Annotated in this window: 17 protein-coding genes and 1 tRNA gene; 8 read left to right on the top strand and 10 right to left on the bottom strand. The window is 64.3% G+C overall.

From position 1 onward, the window contains the following. The first annotated feature begins 104 nt into the window (after positions 1-104). The 4 genes from ABHF91_RS12095 (at position 105) to ABHF91_RS12080 (ending at position 4,818) form a co-directional block, all read left to right on the top strand. A complete protein-coding gene (locus tag ABHF91_RS12095; RefSeq protein ID WP_409420535.1) occupies positions 105-626 on the top strand; it encodes a VC2046/SO_2500 family protein in 522 nt (173 codons plus the stop codon). Positions 627-906: 280 nt separating this feature from the next. After that, the gene (locus tag ABHF91_RS12090; RefSeq protein ID WP_409420534.1) at positions 907-1,584 is read left to right on the top strand and encodes a transcriptional regulator; all 678 of its coding nucleotides are present in this window, start codon (positions 907-909) and stop codon (positions 1,582-1,584) included. Next, positions 1,577-2,872, top strand: coding sequence for a serine dehydratase subunit alpha family protein (locus ABHF91_RS12085; RefSeq protein ID WP_409420533.1), 1,296 nt, complete (start codon positions 1,577-1,579; stop codon positions 2,870-2,872). The genes ABHF91_RS12090 and ABHF91_RS12085 overlap by 8 nt, the downstream gene beginning before the upstream one ends. 74 nt (positions 2,873-2,946) lie before the next feature. Next, positions 2,947-4,818, top strand: a complete 1,872-nt coding sequence (locus ABHF91_RS12080) for a peptidase U32 family protein (RefSeq protein WP_409420532.1) — start codon at positions 2,947-2,949, stop codon at positions 4,816-4,818. 11 nt (positions 4,819-4,829) lie between these two features. Here the strand turns inward: ABHF91_RS12080 and ABHF91_RS12075 are convergent, their stop codons facing one another. The 5 genes from ABHF91_RS12075 to ABHF91_RS12055 form a co-directional block, all read right to left on the bottom strand. Next, the gene (locus tag ABHF91_RS12075) at positions 4,830-5,315 is read right to left on the bottom strand and encodes a methylated-DNA--[protein]-cysteine S-methyltransferase (RefSeq protein ID WP_409420531.1); all 486 of its coding nucleotides are present in this window, start codon (positions 5,313-5,315) and stop codon (positions 4,830-4,832) included. 60 nt (positions 5,316-5,375) lie between these two features. Continuing rightward, on the bottom strand, positions 5,376-5,867 hold the full coding sequence (locus ABHF91_RS12070) for a hypothetical protein (protein WP_409420530.1): 492 nt from the start codon (positions 5,865-5,867) through the stop codon (positions 5,376-5,378). Further along, positions 5,864-7,354: a carboxypeptidase M32 gene (locus tag ABHF91_RS12065; RefSeq protein ID WP_409420529.1), complete on the bottom strand. Its 1,491-nt coding sequence runs from the start codon at positions 7,352-7,354 to the stop codon at positions 5,864-5,866. The genes ABHF91_RS12070 and ABHF91_RS12065 overlap by 4 nt, the downstream gene beginning before the upstream one ends. Positions 7,355-7,382: 28 nt before the next feature. Beyond that, positions 7,383-7,730: a Smr/MutS family protein gene (locus ABHF91_RS12060; RefSeq protein ID WP_409420528.1), complete on the bottom strand. Its 348-nt coding sequence runs from the start codon at positions 7,728-7,730 to the stop codon at positions 7,383-7,385. A gap of 235 nt (positions 7,731-7,965) precedes the next feature. Then, positions 7,966-8,877, bottom strand: coding sequence for a TraB/GumN family protein (locus ABHF91_RS12055; RefSeq protein WP_409420527.1), 912 nt, complete (start codon positions 8,875-8,877; stop codon positions 7,966-7,968). Positions 8,878-8,889: 12 nt separating this feature from the next. Between ABHF91_RS12055 and ABHF91_RS12050 the strand changes: the two genes are divergently transcribed. Further along, entirely contained in the window at positions 8,890-9,225 is a 336-nt protein-coding gene (locus tag ABHF91_RS12050; RefSeq protein ID WP_409420526.1) for a DUF1904 family protein, read from the top strand. A gap of 2 nt (positions 9,226-9,227) precedes the next feature. On the opposite strand, the gene ABHF91_RS12045 is transcribed toward ABHF91_RS12050, so the two are convergent. From ABHF91_RS12045 to ABHF91_RS12025, 5 genes are all read right to left on the bottom strand, one after another. Beyond that, positions 9,228-10,061, bottom strand: a complete 834-nt coding sequence (locus ABHF91_RS12045; RefSeq protein WP_409420525.1) for an SDR family oxidoreductase — start codon at positions 10,059-10,061, stop codon at positions 9,228-9,230. 15 nt (positions 10,062-10,076) lie between these two features. Continuing rightward, entirely contained in the window at positions 10,077-10,397 is a 321-nt protein-coding gene (locus ABHF91_RS12040) for a YebG family protein (protein ID WP_409420524.1), read from the bottom strand. Between the two features lie 76 nt (positions 10,398-10,473). After that, positions 10,474-12,297, bottom strand: coding sequence for an SLC13 family permease (locus ABHF91_RS12035; protein WP_409420523.1), 1,824 nt, complete (start codon positions 12,295-12,297; stop codon positions 10,474-10,476). Between the two features lie 336 nt (positions 12,298-12,633). Further along, positions 12,634-12,709, bottom strand: a tRNA-Arg gene (locus ABHF91_RS12030). Positions 12,710-12,789: 80 nt separating this feature from the next. Then, positions 12,790-13,956, bottom strand: a complete 1,167-nt coding sequence (locus ABHF91_RS12025; RefSeq protein ID WP_409420522.1) for a flagellar assembly protein T N-terminal domain-containing protein — start codon at positions 13,954-13,956, stop codon at positions 12,790-12,792. 174 nt (positions 13,957-14,130) lie between these two features. Between ABHF91_RS12025 and ABHF91_RS12020 the strand changes: the two genes are divergently transcribed. The 3 genes from ABHF91_RS12020 to ABHF91_RS12010 all read left to right on the top strand — a co-directional run bounded on the left by ABHF91_RS12020 (position 14,131) and on the right by ABHF91_RS12010 (position 16,618). Continuing rightward, positions 14,131-14,742 (top strand): FlgO family outer membrane protein, encoded by a 612-nt coding sequence (locus tag ABHF91_RS12020; RefSeq protein ID WP_409420521.1) that lies wholly within the window; start codon positions 14,131-14,133, stop codon positions 14,740-14,742. Positions 14,743-14,751: 9 nt separating this feature from the next. Further along, positions 14,752-15,174, top strand: coding sequence for an LPP20 family lipoprotein (locus ABHF91_RS12015; protein WP_409420520.1), 423 nt, complete (start codon positions 14,752-14,754; stop codon positions 15,172-15,174). 115 nt (positions 15,175-15,289) lie between these two features. Then, the gene (locus ABHF91_RS12010) at positions 15,290-16,618 is read left to right on the top strand and encodes an IS4 family transposase (RefSeq protein WP_409420519.1); all 1,329 of its coding nucleotides are present in this window, start codon (positions 15,290-15,292) and stop codon (positions 16,616-16,618) included. Positions 16,619-16,641 lie beyond the last annotated feature (23 nt).

Raw genomic sequence — 16,641 nt, 5'->3', positions numbered from 1 at the left:
AGATCTTTGGCCGTTGTGAACCCCTGGGCGGCAAAACTTTTCCTCAACTTTTAGCAAAAAACGCCGATAAACAAGCAGATGCTTAGTTAATAGGCGATTTTTCCATGCTGACCGAGACCATACGCCGCCATTGTCTGGTGGATGAGTTGCAATTGGGGCAAGACCTCAACCAGGCGCTGCAAGGCCAGCGTCAGGCGGATTTTGCCCTCTTGCTGGCCATGCTCTCATCGGACGTGCAGGATCAGGCCTGGGTGGCGGATCCCCCCCTGCCGGAGGCGGCCGATGACCATTGGCGCGACCATTTTGGCCTGCCGGCGCAGCGTCCATTGGCGGCCCACGACGGCAGTGCGGCCCACGCCCTGGCCATGGCCGAACAACTGGCCGAGGGCGGCGCCGCGGCGGTGCGGCTGTATGACGCCCTCTGCCCGGAGGCCCTGGTGCCCGGCCAGTTTGCCCTGGGCCATGGGGTCTGGGACAACCTGACGCCCCTGAGTCGCCACAAACATGGGCTGGCCCGTCGTGGCGAACTGCTGGCGCATGTGCCGCTGCAGGCGCCGCCCAGCGCCATGCTCGATGCCATTCACGATGCCGACACCCTGACCCGCCAGAGCTGGTTGCCCAGCTAGGGCTTGACCGGATCCCTTTGCCTGTTTGCCGGCGCCTCGCCCGGCCAATGGTGGAGGGGGGCGGCGTCCTCTGCTGTCCGCCTATTTCTCTCACCTCTTTTCTCTCGTTGCTCGCCGCTCGCGGTTCCCATTGCCGCCCTGTACCATCAACAACTGTTTATCATCGGTGGCCAATTGACACCGAAGAACGGGATATCTTGCCGCCATTGGCTTTTTTTAGTTAACAAAAGTTGAGTTATGGCTACACTGGTCGCCCCGTGAGTTGGTGAGGCGTGAGCTAGTGGCGGTAGAGAAGGCCTTTGGTGCGGCGGATTGGCACCTGATCGACAGTTTTCGTCCCGTGGTGGATGCCCTGGCGGCCCTGTTCGGCGAGGGCTGCGAGGTGGTGCTGCACGGCTTCGACAGCCCAGCCCGCTCTGTGGTGCACATCGCCAACGGCCATATCACAGGGCGTCAGGTGGGGGCGCCGGCCACCGACTTTGCCTTGAGCCGCTTGCAGCAGCAGGCCGGCAGCTGCTGGAGCAGCTATTTCGCCCGCAGCCCGGACGGCAAGCTGATGAAGTGTGCCTCCATCACGCTGCACAACGCCGCCCGCCGGCCCGTGGGCATGCTGTGCATCAACCTCAATCTCGATGCCCCCCTGAGCAGCCTGCTGGGGGCCCTTAGCCTGCCGGTCTCCGAGTCCGGGGCCGCCCCTTTGTTTCAGGAGAGCTTCGCGCCGTCCCTCGACGAGCTGGTGGCCCAGGTGATGAGCCAGGTGGCCGCCGAGCCGGATCTCAGTCCCGCCCGGCGCAATCGCCAGATCATCTCGGCCCTGTACGACAAGGGCATCTTCACCATCAAGGAGGCCATCAACCTGGTGGCCGAGCGGCTGGGGGTCAGCCGCCATACCGTCTATCTGCATATTCGCAACCACAAGGCCCGTCTGGCCGATGTTCCGGAGTCTGTCCATGAGTGAGTCCCCCGCCGTTACCGCCCACTGGGGTGAGCTGGTGCAACTGCTGCGCCGCGAGGTCGTGCCGGCCCTGGGCTGCACCGAACCCATCGCCGTGGCCCTGGCGGCCGCCCATTGCCGGCGCCTGCTGGGCCAGGATCCCGACCGGCTGCAGGTGTGGGTCAGCGGCAACCTGTACAAGAACGGCATGGGAGTGGGGGTGCCGGGCACCGGCATGACGGGCCTGCCCATCGCCGCTGCAGCCGGCGCCCTGGCTGGTAATGCCGAGGCGGGGCTGGAGGTGCTAAAAGGCCTGACGCAGCCGCAGGTCGAGCGGGCCAAGGCGCTGCTGCCGGCGGTGACCCTGGACGTCAAGGACGTGCCCGATGCCCTGTATGCCGAGGTGTTGGCGGAGGCGGGGCAGGAACAGGTCAGGGCCGTCATCTGTACCGATCACACCCGGGTGGTGCTGCTGGAGAAAAACGGCGAGCTCATCCACAGCCAAAGCAGTGATCCGGGGCTCAGCCTGATCAACAAGCCGGCCCTGGATCTGGCCGGCATAGTGAACTTCGCCCTGCAGGTGCCGCTGGATCAGATCGCTTTCTTGGCCGAGGCGGCGCAGCTCAACCAGGCGCTGGCCGACGAGGGGCTACGGGGCTATGGCCTGCAGATTGGCCGCATCCTCACCGAGCAGATCGAGCGGCGCCTGTTGTCGGACGATCTCATGACCCTGGCCATGCGGCTCACCTCCGCCGCCTCGGATGCCCGCATGGACGGCGCCATGCTGCCGGCCATGTCCAACTCCGGCTCCGGCAACCAGGGCATCGCCGCCACCATGCCGGTGGTGGCCGCCGCCCGCTTCCTGCAGGTCTCTGATGAACAGCTGTTGCGGGCCCTGGCCATGAGCCACCTGTTGGCCATTCACATCAAGACCTACCAGAACAAGCTCTCCGCCCTGTGCGCCGCCAGCACCGCCGCCATGGGGGCGGGGGCGGCCATCACCTGGCTGCTGGGGGGCGATCTGGCGCGTATCCGCCTGTGTATCAACAACATGATCGGCGACGTGGCCGGCATCATCTGCGACGGCGCCGGCAGTGCCTGCTCCATGAAGGTCTCCACCTCCGCCTCGGCGGCGGTGAAGGCGGCCCTGCTGGCGGCCAACGGCCTGGGGGTGCCGGCGCGGGAGGGGATCGTCGAGGCGGATGCCGAGCAGACCATCGCCAACCTGGGGCGGCTCAGCCGGGAGGGGATGCGCCAGACCGACGAGGAGATCATCCAGATCATGCGCCGCAAGGGTCAGGCCACCCGCTGATCCGGCGTGGGATCAAGGTTCGCGTCAGGCGGCCTGCTATACTCGCCGCCTGATTTTTGACCCTGGAGAGCGCCATGACACGGGCCCATCAACCCCTGGAACTGCTGGCACCGGCCAAGAACCTGGCCCAGGGCCGGGAGGCCATACTGCACGGTGCCGATGCCGTTTACATCGGCGGTCCCGGTTTTGGGGCCCGGGCCGCCGCCGGCAACAGCCTGGGGGACATAGCCGCGCTGTGTCAGTTTGCCCACCGCTTCCATGCCCATGTCTACGTGGCCTTCAACACCCTGCTGACCGATGCCGAGCTGGAGCCGGCGCGCCGGCTGGCCCACGCGCTGTATGAGGCCGGGGCCGATGCCCTGATAGTGCAGGACATGGGACTGCTGCAGCTGGATCTGCCGCCCATCGCCCTGCATGCCAGCACCCAGACCGACAACCGGGATCTGGCCAAGGTGAGTCTGCTGGAACAGCTGGGTTTCAGCCAGGTGGTGCTGGCCCGGGAGCTGTCGCTGGCCCAGATCCAGACCATAGCCCAAGGCAGCCAGGTGACCCTGGAGGCCTTCATCCACGGCGCCTTGTGTGTCAGCTACAGCGGCCAGTGCTACATCAGCCACGCCATGACAGGCCGCAGCGCCAACCGCGGCGAGTGCGCCCAGATCTGCCGCCTGCCCTGCACTCTGACCGGTAAGGATGGCCGTGTGCTGGCGGCGGACCAGCACCTATTGTCGCTAAAGGATCTCAATCAGAGTGCGCACCTGCTGGAGCTGGTGGATGCCGGGGTGCGCTCCTTGAAGATCGAGGGGCGCCTCAAGGGGCCCGAGTACGTCAAGAATGTCACCGCCTGGTACCGTCAGCAGCTCGACGCCTTGCTCGCCCAACGCCCCGAGCTGGCGCCGGCCTCCGCCGGGCGCTGCAGCTACAGTTTCATGCCCAACCCGGCCAAGAGTTTTCACCGCGGTCACACCGACTACTTCCTGCTGGGGCGCAGCCCCGAGATCAGCAACTTTGCCACCCCCAAGTACGCCGGTGAGCCGGCAGGGAAGGTGAGCCGGATGAGCCCGCCCGGCAAGGGGCCCTTGTGGTTCGAGGTGGCGGTGCCGGCCGGGCTTGAATTTCACAACGGCGACGGTCTGACCTATTTTCGCGGCAAGGAACTCATGGGGGTGCGGGTCAACCGCGCCGAGGGGCAACGGCTATTTCCCGCCGAATCGGTGGCGGGTCTCAAGGTGGGGACGGACCTGTATCGCAATCAGGATCAGGCCTTCAATGCCCTGCTGGCCAAGCCCTCGGCCCAGCGCCGGATAGGCGTGACCCTGACCCTGGGGCAGGCCGGCGACGATCTCTGTCTGGATCTGCTGGATGAGTCGGGCTGTCGGGCCCAGGTGCGGCTCCCCGGGCCCCATCCGGCGGCCAAGGATGCGGCCAAGGCGCGCTTTCAGCTCACCGAACAGCTGCAGAAGCTGGGCAACACCGACTTCTACGCCCAGGCGGTGGCGCTGGATCTGCCCACCTTGCCCTTCGTGCCCAGCGGGCGACTCAATGCCCTGCGCCGGGACGGCATTGAGGCGCTGATGGCGGCGCGACTGGCCGCCTATCAGCGCCCTGAAGCCAAGCCCGTCACCTTGCCGCTCCCCATGCTGGGGGGCCAGCGGCTGAGTTACCTCGCCAACATCTACAACGCGGCGGCGGCAGCCTTCTATCAACAGCTGGGGGCGGGCAAGACGGCGCCGGCGTTTGAGGCCGGGGAGGAGACCCGTGAGGTGCCGCTCATGATCACCCGCCACTGCCTGCGCTACAGCTTCGGCCAATGCCCCAAGGAGCGCGAGGCCGGCTTCAAGCCCGACCCCCTGACCCTGACCATAGGCCAGGATCAGTTTCGCCTGCGCTTTGACTGTGTGCGCTGCGAGATGCAGGTACTGGGGCGGCTCAAATCCGGCAAGGGCTAGACGGCCATCGGTCAGCCCTGCGCCTGCAGCACCCTGGCCTCATGGGCCAGCAGCCAGCGCTTGCGTTCCAGGCCGCCGGCATAGCCGGTGAGCTGGCCGTTGGCGCCGATCACCCGGTGGCAGGGCAGGACGATGGGCAAGGGATTGCGGCCGTTGGCGGCGCCCACCGCCCGAACCGCCGTGGGGCGGCCCAGCCCGGCGGCCTGCTGGCCGTAGCTGCGGGTCTGGCCGTAGGGGATCTGGGCCAGCGCCCGCCAGGCCTGACACTGGAAGTCGGTGCCGTGCAGGGAGAGCGGAAGATCAAACGCCCGCAACTCGCCGGCAAAGTAGGCGGCCAACTGCGCCACGACGGGGGCCAGGGCGGCCGGGGCCCGCACCCAGCCGGCGGGCGGCAGCGCCGCGTCAGACTCGATAAAGTTCACCTGGGCCAAGCCCACCTCATCCAGTGCCAGCCGCAATAGGCCGCAGGGACTGGCCAGCTCATCATAACGCAGCATCATGCTCTCCTTGGGTTGATTGGCCTTGAGTCGTCTGGCCTTGAGTCAGTTGGCCTTGAGTCAGTTGGCCTTGTGGGTCGGGCTGGGCGCCGGGCTGGTGAAGGGCTGGACCCAGCGGTATTCGCAGGACAGCGCCCCCTGTTCATTGCCGCCCAGCTGCTCGTAGGACAGGCGACCGGCCTGGCTGTAATCCAGCCGCTCTATCATCTCGCCATCGGGCATGATGTCAGGGCAGCCGCTGACCCTGTGATGCACCTCGAAGCGCTGGGGCCCCAGCCAGATAAATTCGGTGTCGTACCGACAACCGCTCTCTCCGCTTTCCTGCCAGCGGGCACTGGCCTGGCCCGGCGGCGGCAGGATGAAATGACTGCGGGCATCCAGCATCAGCACCCGGGCCTCGCTCAGGTAGACCAGGTGCCCCTCGGGGCAATACTGGGGCGAGCCGCTCTCCAGCTGATAATCGCCCTGCTCGGGCAGCAGCCAGGGGGTCGCGTGGAGTGGGGCACAGAGCCAGGGGCTCAGCAGCAGGGCCTGGGCGAGTCTGGTCTTCATGCCTGGCGCTCCAGATAACGGGTCTGCAGGTGACGGCGAAACGGCGCCACGCTCAAGGGGGCGCCGGTGGCCTGCCGGATCAGGGCATCTGTCTCCAGCAGGCTGGCCTGTTGCCAGATGTGCTGCCGCAGCCAGGCGAAGAGGTTGCCCAGGCCCTCGGGCTGGCTCAGCAGGCTGGCAAAGCTGCCCAGCTGCTGTTGCAGGGCCTCGGCCTGTTGGGCGGCATACAGGGCGCCCAGGGTGTAGCTGGGGAAGTAGCCAAAGCTGCCGTCGGTCCAGTGGATGTCCTGCAGGCAGCCATCCCTGTAGTTGCCGGCGGTGGAGAGCCCCAGATACTGCTGCATGCGCAGATCCCACAGCTCGGGGATGTCGCGGGCCTGGATGTCGCCCTCGATCAGCCGCTTCTCTATTTCGTAGCGCAGCATGATGTGGGCCGGATAGGTCACCTCGTCGGCATCCACCCGGATATAGCCCGGGGCCACCCGGGTGTAGAGGCGGGCCAGGTTGGCCGGGGCAAAGGCCGGCTGGGGGCCGAAGCTGGCCTCCAGCAACGGCGGCAGCAGGGCGATGAAGGCGGGATCGCGAGCCAGCTGCATCTCGAAGAACAGGCTCTGGCTCTCGTGGATGCCCATGGAGCGGGCCTCGCCCACCGGCAGCCCCTGCCACTGGGCCGGCAGCCCCTGTTCGTAGCGGGCATGGCCGGTCTCGTGGATGATGCCCATCAGGCTCTGGGTGAAGTCCGCCTCATCGAAGCGGGTGGTGATGCGCACGTCGCTGGGCACGCCGCCGCAAAACGGGTGGGCGCTGACATCCTGACGACCACGGCTAAAGTCAAAGCCCAGCAGCCCCATGATCTGACGGCCGAGATCCTGCTGAGCCGCGGTGGCAAAGGGCCCCTGGGGCTGGAGCACAGATTCGGTCGCCTGGCGTTCACCCACCTGGCGAATGAGATCCGGCAGCCACTGCTGCAGCTCGGCGAACAGGCCGTCGAGCTGTGCGCAGTCCATGCCCGGCTCGTACAAGTCCAGCAGGCTGTCGTAGGGGCGGCCGCCAGTGGCCTCGGCACGGATGGCGGCCTCCTCGCGGCTCAGGGCGACCACCTCCTGGAAGTTGGCCAGAAAGCCGCTCCAGTCATTCTCCTGACGTTGGCGCCGCCAGGCGTGCTCGCAGCGGGAACCGGCCAGGGACTTGGCCTGCACCAGATCGCCGGGCAGCACGCTGGCCTGGCGGTAGCGGCGCTGCATCTCCTTGAGGCTGGCCCGCTGCGCCGGGTCCAGGTTTTCCGTCTCGGCGGCGGCAAACCAGTCGGCCAGTTCGGGGGCGGTGAGGCGTTCATGCATCAGCAAGGAGAGCTCGGCCAGAGCCGCGCCCCGGGCGTCGTTGCCGCCCTCGGGCATCATGGTGGCCTGATCCCAGCCGCAGATGGCGCTGAGGTGGGCGAAATGATGCAACTGGTGGAAGCGGCGGCTTAACAGGGCATAACTCATGGCGTGTCCTCCGATCTATCCCGGTTGGCTACTCCGGCAGGCGCTTTTGGATGCGCTCCCGGGTGTGTTGTTTATCCTGCTGGCCCTTGCGCAGCAGCACCAGGGTGGTGCCGCTGCCGCCGAGCGGACGCGGGGCGCTGTGATAGGCCAGCACCTGGGGCCAGAGCCCCAGCCAGTGGCAGACATGGCTCTTGAGCTGGGCCGGCGGCTGACTCTGCAGGCCGCGACCATGGCGGATCAGCAGGCTGCGGATCTCCAGCTGCTGGCACTGGCCGAGCACCTCCAGCAGGCGATGGCGGGCCGGCTCCAGCCCCATGCCCTGCAGATCCAGGCTGGTTTCAATCTGGTACTGCCCCAGACGCAGCTTGCGGAACACCCCCCCTCCTGCACGCCATCCCGTTTGAAGCTGACCACCTCGTGGGGATCCAGCAGGGGCACGGCCTCAAAGCCAAAGGGATGCGGGAGCCGAGTATCGGCCCGTTGCGCCGCCTGCTGGCGGGCCTGACGGGCCGTCTCATCCAGGCTCTGGCCCTGCAGGCGCACCCTGGCATCGGGCGCCAGGGGTTTGACGTCCTGCATCTGCTGGGCAAACAGGCTGGGTTCCGGCGGCGTCATGGGGTGGCCTCCGCCGCAAGCGGCGTCACGGCATAGCCCGCCTGTTCCAGCAGCGCCAAGAGCCCCTTGGGACCGTGCAGGTGCAAGGCCCCCACCACCACGAAGGCATTGGGGTGGCGCTGGCCGTCCATCAGCTGTGGCAGCCAGGCTTGATTACGGCGTGCCAGCAACTGGGCCTCCAGATAGTCCCGCAGCGCCGGCGGGCCCTGCTCTTCGTTGAGCAGGGCCACCAGGCTCTGGGTGTTCCCGGCCTGCCAGGCCTGGATCAGCTCCGGCAGCAGCTCACTCAGGCTGGGTAACTGCTCCAGGGTGTTTTGCAAGAATTCGACTTCGTGATCCTTGAGGCCGGCCAGATAGCGGAACTGGGCTATGGGCTGCTCCAGGCCAACAATCGGCTTATGGCTGGTTTCCGCCTGGTGGACGAAATATTCATCCACGCCGTATTGGGCTTGGTAGCCAGCCTGCTGCATGGCCACCTGGGTCAGGGTCAGGGCGGCAAACCAGGGCTGCAGGGGCAGCAAGGCCTCGGCCGGCAGATGTTGGCGCTGGGCCGCCGCCACGGTCTGGCGATACAGCGGGGCAGGCAATTTGTCTGCCAGACGCTGGCCAGCTGGCAGACGGCCCAGCTGCAATAGCTCCTGTTGCGTGGCGCCATCCAGCTGCCGCAGGTCGGTTTCCAGGATCAGCTCATCGGCCTGTTGCCAGGCCTGCATGATGGCGGCGTCCAGCGGATAGAGGTCGGCGGTGCCCACATGGATGGAGCCCAGCAGCCACAGCCGCTGTCCATCTTTTTGCGCCTGCCAGAGGCCGGGCATGGCCTGGGCCCACAGGGGCAACAGACCCAGACAAAGCAGGCAGGCTGTCATCCAGCGGATGGGGCGGCTATGATGTGGCCGGTTTTTTTGCATATGGAGATCCTCATGCCTCATCTTCGTTTTCGCGGCTTAGCGCCGGAACCCTTGGCTCAGCTGGCCCCGTCTCTGGTGCAGCGGCTCAGCGAGCTGACCGGCGCGCCTGTGGCGCATTTTACCCTGGAGCGGGTGCAGACCGAATTCATAATTGCCCCCGTGCCGGGCACCGGCTATCCCTTCGTCGAGCTGTTGTGGTTCGACCGTGGCCAGGCGGTGCAGGATGCGGCGGCCAAGCTCATCACAACCGCGGTGCAGGCCGAGCTGGGCGCTCAGACCGACGTGGCGGTCATAGTGTTGCCGTTAACCCGTACCGCCTACTACGACAACGGCCAGCATTACGGCTGAGCCTATGCCGAGCGGGCCAGCAGGGCGTCCAGCCAGGCGGTGGGCAGCAGGCGTCTGAGGTAATAGAACCACTTGGCCGGGCGGGTCACCCGATAGCGCCGGCGGGCGCGCTTGGCCTGCAGGGCGTGCAGCAGCGGCGGCAGGCAGGCCTCCGCCGGCAGGGTGAAGGGGCCAGCAGGGCTGCCTTCGGCTCGGCCGAGCCGCTTTATGGTCTGCCGATATTCCTCGGCATGGCGGCTGTGCTCCACATCGATGGCCTGACGGAAGGCCGCCAGGGCATGCACCCGAAAGCGGGTCTCGATAGGGCCCGGTTCAATCAGGCTGATCTGCACGCCGCTGCCCCGCAGCTCCAGCCGCAGGGTGTCGGTGTAGCCTTCTAACGCAAACTTGCTGCTGTTGTAGGCGCCGCGAAAGCGCATGGCCACCAGCCCCAGCACCGAGCCCACCTGCACGATGCGCCCCTGGCCCTGGGCCAGCATGGCCGGCAACAGTTGCCGGATGAGGTGATGCCAGCCGAAGAAGTTGCTGTCAAATTGCCGCCGCAAGGCCTCGGTGGGCAGATCCTCCAGGGCACCGGGCTGGCCGTAGGCACCGTTATTGACGAGACCCCACAGCCGCCCCTGGCATTGGGCCAAGGCCCAGCGGGCGGCCTCCTCTATGCTGACCTCATCGGTGAGATCCAGCCGGTGGGCGGCAAAGCCCTCGTCCGCCAGGGCGGCCACGTCGTCGGTCTGGCGGGCGGTGGCCAGCACCTGGAAGCCCGCCTGGCGCAGGCCGTGGGCGGCGGCGCGGCCAATGCCGCTGGAGCAGCCGGTGATCAGCACTGTCTGAGTCATGGTCCGCGTTATCCCTTAGGCTGCGTCGACGTCGGCCTTGCGCGGCTTGCGGGCCGGCTTGCTGTCGGGACTGGGGACTTCGCTCAGGGCGGGTTCGCCGACGCTCAGGCTGCCGCCCTTGAGGATCTGCTGCAGGGCCTCTTTCTGGCCGGCCAGGTAGAGGGCCAGGGCCTCCTGGGTCTCTTCGGGCAGGGTGACGGGGGCCTCGGCCAGCAGCAGGGTCAGTTGGTCGGCCATGTCCAGCATCTTGTCGTAGGCATCCGCCTCTTTCTTGCTTGCGAACGTCATCTTCTCCTCGCCGTTACGTACCACCACGTATTTGATTTCCACTGCCATGGGATCGGGTTCCTGTCTTTGGGTTGACTGTAAAAATAAACAGTATTCTTCGGCGCGCCGGATTGCAATAGCCGAGCTAGAACGGCAGGAGCCAGGGCACGGCAAACACGCAGATGAGCAGCACCAGCAGGGTAAAGGGCACGCCGATGCGGATAAAGTCCATGAAGGTGTATTCCCCCGGCCCCAGCACCAAGGTATTGACCGGTGAGGATACGGGGGTCATGAAGGCAGCCGAGGCGGCCAGGGCCACCGTCATGGCCATGGGGTAGGGCGAGACCCCCATCTGCTGGGCGGCGCCGATGGCGATGGGGCCCATCAGCACGGCGGTGGCGGTGTTGGAGATGAACAGACCGATCACCGCAGTGAGGACAAACAGCCCCACCAGCATGACTCTGGGACCGTGATCGCCGATGAGGGAGAGCAGGCCGTGGACGATGAGATCGATGCCGCCGGTCTTCTGCAGCGCCAGCGCGAAGGGCAGCATGCCGACGATGAGGATCAGGGTGGGCCAGTGGATGGCGCGGTAGGCGCTCTCCAGATCCACGCAGCGAAACCAGCCCATCAGCAGGCAGGCGATGAGGGCGGCGATCACGTTGGGCACGGGATCCGTCACCATCATGAGGATCATGAGCCCCAGGGCCAGCAGGGCGTGCAGCGCCTGGCTGCGGGCGGGGGCCATCTCGTCCACCTCCGCCGGCAGGGCCAGCAGCAAGAAGTCGTGATTGTAGGTGTGCAGCTGACTGATGAGGCTCCAGTTCCCCACCACCAGCAGGGTATCCCCCAGGCGCAGCGGCTCGTTCACCAGCTTGCCGGCCAGCACCTGGCCGTCTCGCCGGATCCCCACCACGCTGACGCCGTAGACCGAGCGAAAACCGGCCTCCCGCACGCTTTTGCCCAGCAGGCTGGAGTCGGCGATGAGGGCGACCTCCGCCAGCCCCACCTCCCGGGCGCGGGAGGAGAAATACTCGCCGCGCAGTATCATGGGCTCCAGCTTGGCCTCGCTGCAGAAGCGGCGCACCTCGTTGTGATCGTCCATGTCGATGAGCAGCACATCGCCGGCCTGAAACTCCGAGATGCCCGACACGCTGACCATCACCCGACGGTAACGGCGCCAGCGTTCCACCCCGATGACGTTGGCACCGTAGCGCACCCGCAGCTGCAGGTGATCCAGGGTGCGGCCGATGAGGGGGGAGTCGGGCTGAACCGCCATGCGCCGGGCCCGGCCGGTGAGGTGGTAGGTTCGCACCAGATCCCGCATGGAATGGCGCCCCTGGCCGGCGGATTGCGGCCGGCGGGACGGCAGGAATCGCCGTGCCAGCAGCATGTAGCCGATGCCGGCCAGCAGGATCAGCAGGCCAAAGGGGGTGAAGCTGAAGAAGCGAAACCCGGGGATGTGATGGCGCATCAGCTCGCTGTTGATCACCATGTTGGGGGCGGTTGCCACCAGGGTCAGCATGCCGCTGATGAGGCCGGCAAAGCCCAGGGGCATCATGAGGCGACTGGCGGGAATGGCCATGCGATGGGCCACGCTCAAGGCCACCGGGATGAAGATGGCCACCACGCCGGTGGAGCTCATCACGGCACCCAGGGCCGCCACCGCCAGCATCAGGAAGATCAGCATGCGGGTCTCGCTGTTGCCGGCCAGCTTCACCAACAGATCCCCCAACTGGTAGGCGATGCCGGTACGCACCAGACCCTGGCCCACCACGAACAGGGCACCGATGAGGATGATGTTGGGATCGCTAAACCCGGCGAGGGCCTCCTCCAGGCTGAGGGTACCGCTGAGCACGAAGGCGACGATGACCAGCAGGGCCACCACATCCGCACGGACACGGTTGCTGATAAAGCAATAGATGGCGGCCAACAGCAGGGCCAGAACCCAATACAGCGTCAAGTTCATCCATGCTCTCCGTTCTGTGAGGGGAGGGCGGCCGCCTGCGACGGCGCCGGCAGCCTGGGGTCATGATGCCAGATCCGGCTGGCGCCTTGATAGCCGCGGTCAAAGAAAAGCCGTGCCGCGGCAGCGGATCGCCGCAAGCGGCGCCTTCTTGCCGCCCTGTCGCTGCGGCTTGCTGCGCTGGGTCCTGGTGCCGGGATAGCGGATACCCCAAAATCTCCCCCCTGTACGGTGGGGCAGGGGGCTTGGTGTCTGGTCTGGCTTGGCTAACAAAAAAACCGCAAAGCCAGTGGCAGTGCGGGTTTGATGCGTGTCTTGCTACGGCAAGAAACTGTGATTTGGCGTCCCCACCAGGGCTCGAACCTGGAATCAGCCCTTAGGAGGGGCTAGTTATATCCTGTTTAACTATGGGGACTGGCCATCTAAGGCGCCGGCATTATACCAAAGGGGCGTCCAAGATCCACAACATGGCTCAACTGGTTGTTATTTAAGCGCTTATTCCATGACGGCCAGATCGCCTATCTGTACGTTGCCCGGCGCATACTGGTTGAGGGAGCGCAGCACGGCGCTGTCCTCATACAGGCGCTTGACCTCCATGATGCCGGCGGCCGGTCGGCGATCGCTGCGCAGCATGCCGCTGTCGTCCCGGTAGTCGGCCTTGTGTTGCAACAGCAGCCGCTCGCCCAGACGAATGCCATTCTTGCTGCCCAGGTTGATATGAAACTCGTCGCCATCCACCTTCACCACCCGGCCGGCGGGTTTGTCGCAGCGCAGCTGCAGGCTTAGATCCTGGCTGGCCCGATCCAGCAATTGCCCGATTTCCGCGCCGTAGGGGGATTGCCAGAAGGTCTGCTCAAACACGTTGAGCTTGGCCTGCTTGTCAAAGGTCCAGGGCGCCTGGCCCTGGTATTCGAAGGTGTGTTGCAGCTTGCCGCTGAGGCCGTCGAACAGATACAGGTGCAGGGCAAACACCCGCTGGGGATGGGAAAACCATTGGCTGACCAGGCCATCATCTGTCTGTTGCAGTGACAGATCGTCCAGGGTGCCAAACAGCAGGTATTGGCTTTCGGTATCCCGGGCCAGCTGTTGGATCTGGGGCGTGATACGCACGTCGCCCTGGGCGAAGAACTGCGGGGTCAATCCCAGGTTGGCATCCAGCCAGCGTTGGGTGACAAAGGTTTGGCGTTGGTTTTGCAAGCGCTGATAGAGGGCCTGGGTGACAGCCTTGTTGATGTCAAACAGCTGGCCGTAGCGGGCCTGCTGTGGATCCACCAAGCTGAAGCGGATGAGGGAGATGCCCTTGGCGTATTGCTGGCCTTCACAGGCGTGCAGTTGGCTGCGGATGTTGGCGCGCACCGTCAGGTAGAGACGCTGGCTGCGCTCTTCTTCCTGCAAGATCTGGTACTGGCGGATGTCGCCGTTGGAACGGATGAGGAAAATATCTTGGCTTAGGGTGCCGTTTTTGAGTGTTTGCAGGCTGGAAACGTTGGCGCCGGCTTGCAGCAAGGCTTGCCGAAGTGCATCCTCCAGGGCTTGCTGCCGGGTATACTCCAGCTCTCCCCGGACAAAGGGGGCACTGCCGGTGACTTGATACCATTTGGCCTGCAGGGTCATGGGGAGTCCCAGCAACAGGAGCAGGGGGGCGAGCCAGCGTATTTTCATCGTTCAACCTGTCGAACCTGTGTCACTGTTGGAGTAAAAGCAAATTTTATGCCCGTTTTGTGGTGATAAGGCGGTTAATTTATAAATTTATGTTTATTTAATCGTCGTGGCTGGCTTAAGGAATGCAGATATTTGCCGATAAACGGTAACAGCGCAGTGAGTGTGGAGTGACTCATGAACAAATTGGCATTAGTGTTGGCTCTTCTGGTCCCATTGGGAGCCTGCTCTAGCCGCACCCCCAAGGTAGCCAGCCAACCTCAGGGCATGGAGTTGAGCAGTACTGTCTCTCATTTGGCGGATAGTCTGTTTCAGACCAAGTTGGCGGGGGATACCAGGATGAAACCCATCGCGGTCGCATCCTTCGTCAACCTGAGCAACCTGGACAGCAGCAACTGGTTAGGGCAGCAGCTGGCGGAGGATTTCATCCACGAACTGCATCGCCGCGGCGAGCTGGTGTTGGATTACAAGCTCACCGGTAGCATCAAGGTGACGCCGGAAGGGGATTTTGTCTTCAGCCGTGACTGGATGGAGCTGGCCAAGCGGGTGCCCTTGTCCCGGGTGCTGACGGGGACCATGGCGCCCAACAGCAGCGGCATCGTGATCAATGCCCGCATCGTCAACCTGAAGACCCACATGGTCGAGGCGACGGCCCAGGGCTTTGTGCCCCGTAGCCAGCTCAATGGTGGCTTGGATTCCGGCCGGGCGGTGACGATCACCAAGGGCATGTTGGTCCGTGGGGATTACCCGGAGGGCCGTTATGGCAATTCGGTTCAACTGACGCACTAAGGGGCGGTTATGAAACGTCTTGTGCTCTGGATGTCGGCGGCCTTGTTGCTGTCGGCCTGTTCCAGTACCCATTATGTCCGTTATCAGCAGGCGACACCGACACGGTTTCCCGTGCTGCACGCCGTGGGATATGCGGTCATCGATGTGCAGCCTGGCCCGAGCCGTTCGGAGAAGGTGTTGCAGGCGATCCGTGCCTCCAAGCTGGATGCCTATCGCGAGCTAACCGAGCAGGTCTATGGCCAGCAGATCCAGGGGGCCACGACCCTACGGGATGCGGTTCAGACCAGCAACGGGCTGGAGGCGTCGGTGGAGGGCATGGTGCGCGGTGCCCGTGTGGTCCAAAGCTACCCGTTGGATAACATGTATGCCACCGAGCTGGAGTTGGATACTCAGGTGCTGTACGACCTGTATCGTTTGGGCGGCGCCCAATAAAAGTCGACGAGATAAAAAAACCACCTTACGGTAATGCCGATCAGTTAAGGATCCATTGACCGATCCTCAGGCTGTGTAAAAATCCGAAACTCCTTGTTGGGTTTCGGATTTTTTTATGCGTATCGACCAAGCTCTCGACTTCATTCACGCCTGTCCTCCCGGAAAATTTGAGTCCCTGTCTGACTTGCTGTCACCTGAACTGGTGCAGGCTTGCCTGGCCGAGACAGGCTCGGTCTCCCTGCGCCGACGGCGCATACCCATGGAGCGAGTGCTGTGGGCCATTATCGGTATGTCCCTGTTTCGTCATGTCCCCATGGCCCAATTGGCCAACCAGCTAGATATCCTGTTACCTGGCGACCGGCCATTCGTCGTTCCCAGTGCCTTCATCCAAGCGCGCCAAAAACTGGCTGACCGAGCCGTTCAACAGGTGTTCCAGCAGACCGCTACGCTCTGGCATCAGCAGTGTCAGCACCCCACCTGGGCCGGCTTGCAGCTGCTGGCCGTCGATGGGGTGGTCTGGCGCACGCCCGATACCCAGGACAATGCCAGCGCCTTTGCCAAGTCGAAAACCGGCCAGGGCGAGACGCAGTATCCGCAAGTACGCATGCTGTGTCAGATGGAGCTGACCAGCCACCTGCTGACCCAGACCGTGATGGACTCCTGTGCGGTGAACGAGATGGTGCTGGCAGAGCAACTCATTGAAAAAACACCCGATAACAGCCTGACCCTGTTCGATAAGGGCTTCTACTCACTGGGATTACTACACGCTTGGCAAAGCCAGGGCATCGCCCGTCACTGGCTTATTCCGCTGAAGAAGGGCACGCAATACGAGGTCATCCGCAAGCTGGGGCGGCAGGATGCGCTGGTATGTCTCACCTCCAGTCCGCAGGCCAAGAAGAAGTGGAGCGAGTTACCGGAGCAGCTCGAAGCCCGGCTGCTGACCCGGACGATGAATGGCAAGGAGCGCCAGGTGCTGACCTCGCTCACCGACCCGATGCGCTTCCCTGCCAGCGAGTTGATGGAGCTATACCAGAATCGCTGGGAAATCGAGCTGGGCTATCGGGAGATGAAACAGAGCCTGCAACAGCACAGGCTGACGCTGCGCAGCAAGAAACCCGATGGAGTAAAGCAGGAGCTATGGGGCTTGGTATTGGCCTATAACCTGCTGAGATATCAGATGGTTAGAATGGCGGCGAGCTTAAAAGGCTATACGGCCAGCCAGTTGAGCTTTCACATGGCATCGGTGTATCTGCTGCATGAGCTCAGTTGCCTGCCGTTCGTATCACCGGGGAATATTCCAGCCCGCGTCGCCGACATGGACAAACAGGCGGAGCAGTTCAAGTTACCTGCCCGCCGAGAACGAAGTTATCCCAGGTGTGTCAAAGCCAAGCCACATAAGTATGCGACGAGAAAACCTAATAAAAACAATGCCAGTCAGGCTTAACTGACTGGCATTACCACCTTACG

It is taken from the genome of Pseudaeromonas aegiceratis (genome assembly GCF_046254905.1).
Taxonomy (GTDB): Bacteria; Pseudomonadota; Gammaproteobacteria; order Enterobacterales; family Aeromonadaceae; genus Pseudaeromonas; species Pseudaeromonas aegiceratis.
This window is presented reverse-complemented; position numbering and strand designations above follow the sequence as displayed.